Consider the following 3635-nt stretch of genomic DNA (forward strand, 5'->3'; position numbering starts at 1 on the left):
GTGGGCCACAATCACACAGGTGATCCCGAGCTGGGCGATGTTTTGCATTCCCTTGGCCTCTACGATGGGGTCCAGGGCACTTGTGGCCTCATCCAGAACCAGGATTGAAGCATCGCGCGCCAGAGCGCGGGCAATCTCGAGCCGCTGGCGCTGGCCGCCGCTCATGTTGCGCCCGCCTTCTTCGACCAGTGTATCATAACCGTTTTCCGTACCGGCAATGAAGTCATGGATTTCAGCCGCCTGCGCGGATGCGATCACCTGTTCGTCGGAAATGGTGTCATCCCAAAGGCGGATGTTGTCGCTAAAACTGCCCTCGAATAGCACGATGTTCTGGTCAACGACGGCAAGGGAGTTCCGCAACACCCTCCGCGGCAGATCTTCGATCGCGATTCCTTCAAAGGAGATGCTGCCAGACCAGGTCGAATAGGCACCTGTAAGCAGCTTGGCCAGAGTCGACTTGCCACTCCCGGAGCCTCCCACAAGAGCAATCCGTTGTCCCGGCGTCACCTCAAGATTGAAGTCTGCAATCAGGGGCGGCGACAAACGGCTATAGCCAAAACTCACATCGGATATCGAAATGGCGCCATTCAATCGCGATCCATCCCCACTCCCCGCCTGGTTTCGCTGGTCCGAGAATTCGTCCGCCTCCGGGTAGTCGGTAATATCCCTGAGCTGGTTCAACGGTCCCTGCAATTGCTGCAGCTCTTGCACATTGGTCATCAGCCCCTGAAAGGGCCTGTCCATCGCCGTGAGCAAGGCCTGAAAAGCAACAAGAGAGCCCACCGTCAGCTCCCCGCCCATCACCTCCAGCCCGCCAATAACCAGCGTCAACGCCTTGCCAAAAAAGGACACAAACCTCGGCGTGACCTGCAACACGGATTGCCGCAGGGTTAGCTCGGCCTGTCCATTCAACACATTGGCATGAGTGCCGGCCCAGCCTTCGAAGTATTTGGCTTCCGTGCCGGAGGACTTGATACTTTCGATCGTCTGCACGCCGACCATTGTCTTGCCGGTCAGCTTCATGAATTCGATCATTGTCTTGATCGACAGCTGATCCATGCGCTGCTGCACCACAAATATCAGCAGGCCACTGCCCAGGACCAACACGCCCACGGCTGCTGCCATCTTAAGGCTGTAAAGCGCCATGACAGCCAGAAAGAAAATCAGGGTGATTCCGTCAAGCGACGCCGAGACCAAAGTTCTTCCGGCCAGTTGCGCAACCCGCGCTGCCATCTGTCCGCGCCCGGCCAGCGCCCCGGAGAACCGTTGCTGAAAGAAGGTAATCGGTAGCCGTAGCAGGCGCCAAGCCAGCTTTGCGTTCAGCGACAGGGAAAGTTTCGCCTCCAGCTTTGCACTCAATAAACTGCGCAGGGCCATCAACCCCGTCTGGAGGACAATCACCGCCAGCATCATCACCGCAAACCAGAACAGCCAGTCATCCTGCCCATCCATCAAAATATCATCGACAAAGGCCTTGCTGAAGGCTGGAATAGCCAGCCCGGGTACAATCAAAGTCACTCCACAGAGCAGGATAAGCTGGGTCGCCGTGCGGTCCCATTGCAGGTATTCAATCAGCGAGGACAGTTTGCCCGGCGGGCCTGGCGTGCGCTCAAAAGCCTCTCCCGGTTCCAGCAAAAGGGTGATGCCGGTGAACATCTCGTCGAACTCGTCGTGCTCAACGATGCGCCGCCCGGCTGCTGGATCATTGATGCGAAAGCGCCGCGCCGAAACACCTTCAAGCACCACAAAATGGTTCATATTCACAAAGATGATCGCAGGCAGGGGAATTTCTGCGAGGCGCGGGAGTTCAAGCCGTTTGGCGCTGGCCGTCAGGCCATGTCTGCGCGCACCTTTCAAAACATTGGCCGCAGTGGCCCCATCCCGCGACACGCCGCATTCGACACGCAGATCCTCGATCCGGATATGGCGCCCGTGATAGGCCAGAACCATAGCGAGCGAGGCCGCGCCACATTCTTCTGCCTCGATCTGCAGGACGGTGGGAGTTTTGACACCCTTCATCGCCTAACCCTCGTGCCGGGCTTTGGGCTGTGCGGCCGATACGGCCTCGGGGGACGGGACAGTATCGCCCAAGGCGGGCAGGATCTCATCCAGTTTAGGGAAAACAAAGCTTGCGATGCGTTTTCGGTCGACCACGAAACTGGCCTCGGTCAAAGTGCCGGGATGGATCACTAGGCGTGGGCCTTCCCGGGTGGACCAGGAGAGCCCGCTCGCGGTTCCTGGGTCACGTTCAAGGTTTACCAGAACCTCCCGTACCGGCCCATTGGCCGACAGTGCCGTGACCAATTGCTGGTTCTGCAGCCGCTTCAACAGCTGCGCTCCCGTTGTCGGCAGAATGGAAACCTCATTGATCCGACCATGAATGAACCCATCACGTTCCAGCTCTACTGACGCTGGTACCACCTGAACCGCAGCGCCGGGTTCCAGCCGCGCGGCCTGACTGGCCTCCACATAGAGCACCGCCAGCAGGGCCGGAGCCTCAAACTGTCCTCCGGATGCAGGCCCCGCGTTTGGCAGGATTTCAAAGAGAACTTCATTGGCGCTGACCTGATCGCCGATGCTTTTGGTGCTTTCAGTCACAATTCCAGTGGCCGCAGCCCGGATCTCGACAATGCGCCGGTAGTCTGCCTGTAACTCTCTAAGCCGTTCACGATCCATCAACGTTTGGTTTTCATGAGCAGTGACGTTGGTTTGAGATGTGTGGATATCGGTCAAAACCTGAGCGCGGGTTGTCGAAAAATCAAATTGCGCCGCGCTGAGGCTTTGGCGTGCGCTTTCCAAGGCTTGCAGCGTCTCCAGCAGTTTCTGCTCGATGATCAGACCCTTGTCAAAAAGCGCCTGCCGCTCGTTTCGGAGCTTGACGAGTCTCACTATCCGATCACGCAGATTCCTGGCCCGATCCTGGTGATAGGCTTCGGCATCAGCAAGCTCCACCTTGAGAGAGGTCTCGAATTTTTGGTGCACCTGGCGCACTTGCCCAAGCATGTTTTCGCTCCGGAGCAAAGCAGCCTCGGCCTGTCTGACCCCCTCTTGGATCTTGAAGTTTTCCAGCCGCGCAAGCAAATCGCCCCGTTGTGCCTGCTCACCCACCCGCACCGGCTGTGTAACCAAGATACCAGCCCCCAGCGCACGCGCTGCGATAATATTGCCGTCCGTCAGAAGAATGCCTTTGCCGTCAACCTTGACTGGTGCGGTCGCGACCAGAGCCCAAACCAAAAAAGCAAAAACGCTTCCGACAAGAAGCAGGAAGGCCAACCAACCAAAGGATGGAACCACAGTCAACATCGCATCCAATTGCTCAGGCGATCTCGACTTTTTAAGGGCAGACCTTCTAATCTTGTCCGTTAACATATCTGGCCTTCAAAGCTAATGGCTTCTAAAAATCATAGGACTTCAAACCAAGTTTAGCCTTGTTGCCTTGCGATTAGTTTAACCAGAGAAAGACCATTTGGGATGCAGACGGGCTTTGTTGCACCAATCGGGGTCTGAGCGTTCTTCCCCTTTCCCCGGACGGATTTATCCTAGGGGCCCTGTGACGGGTATGCCAAGAACTGTGTAACGGTTTAGCACGGCGATGCGGATTTGGATCTCCGCGACCTGCCGGTTGAAGTCCCGCG

2 protein-coding genes and 1 pseudogene are annotated in these 3635 nt (G+C 57.2%); all 3 read right to left on the reverse strand.

Annotated features, from left to right (window positions below):
- On the reverse strand, positions 1-2019 hold a 2019-nt coding region (locus tag ABJP42_RS10440; RefSeq protein WP_348340249.1), incomplete at its 3' end, for a cysteine peptidase family C39 domain-containing protein.
- Between the two features lie 3 nt (positions 2020-2022).
- Positions 2023-3369, reverse strand: a complete 1347-nt coding sequence (locus ABJP42_RS10445; RefSeq protein ID WP_348340250.1) for an NHLP bacteriocin system secretion protein — start codon at positions 3367-3369, stop codon at positions 2023-2025.
- Between the two features lie 165 nt (positions 3370-3534).
- Positions 3535-3635, reverse strand: a pseudogene (locus ABJP42_RS10450) (IS5/IS1182 family transposase); the annotation flags it as partial.

Source organism: Pseudophaeobacter sp., assembly GCF_039971195.1.
In the GTDB taxonomy this organism is placed as follows: domain Bacteria; phylum Pseudomonadota; class Alphaproteobacteria; order Rhodobacterales; family Rhodobacteraceae; genus Pseudophaeobacter.

What these genes read in the sequence shown, in the direction of transcription:
- ABJP42_RS10445 (WP_348340250.1), bottom strand. Translation starts at nt 3,369, where the DNA reads ATGTTAACGGACAAGATTAGAAGGTCTGCCCTTAAAAAGTCGAGATCG.